At 48.3% G+C, this 513-nt stretch carries 1 protein-coding gene; it reads left to right on the forward strand.

What is annotated here, in order from left to right:
- Nucleotides 1-513 (forward strand): LuxR C-terminal-related transcriptional regulator (locus tag R7O13_RS31015; protein ID WP_318305746.1); only part of this gene is annotated, 513 nt, incomplete at both ends.

A 513-nucleotide genomic window follows, 5' to 3' on the forward strand; every position in this document is an offset into this window, starting at 1 on the left:
GTTTGAAGTCGTTGCAGAAGCAAGCAATGGCGCAGATGCAGTCGCAAAAGCGCATGAGCTTGAGCTCGATTTGGTACTGCTAGACCTCAACATGAAAGGCATGTCTGGGCTGGATACGTTAAAAGCGCTGCGAGCAGATGGTTGTGAGGCGAGGATTGTTATTCTGACCGTTTCAGACAGCCCTGCGGATATTGAAGCGATTGTACGCAGTGGCGCGGATGGCTATTTGTTAAAAGATACAGAGCCGGATGAGCTTGTTGAGCTACTCAAACAGGCCCATCAGGGTGACAAGGCATACAGTCAAGAGGTTGCCAAGTATTTGAGTGAACGCTCTGATCATGAAGATGTTTTTGATTCGCTAACGGATCGCGAAACGCAAATCCTGCGAGAGGTGGCAAGAGGCTTCCGTAATAAGCAGATTGCCGATCGTTTGTTTATTTCTGAATCGACGGTAAAAGTACACATGAAGTGCCTACTTAAGAAGCTTCAAGTACCTTCTCGCACGGCGGCAAC

The organism is Vibrio sp. Y176 (assembly GCF_033438945.1).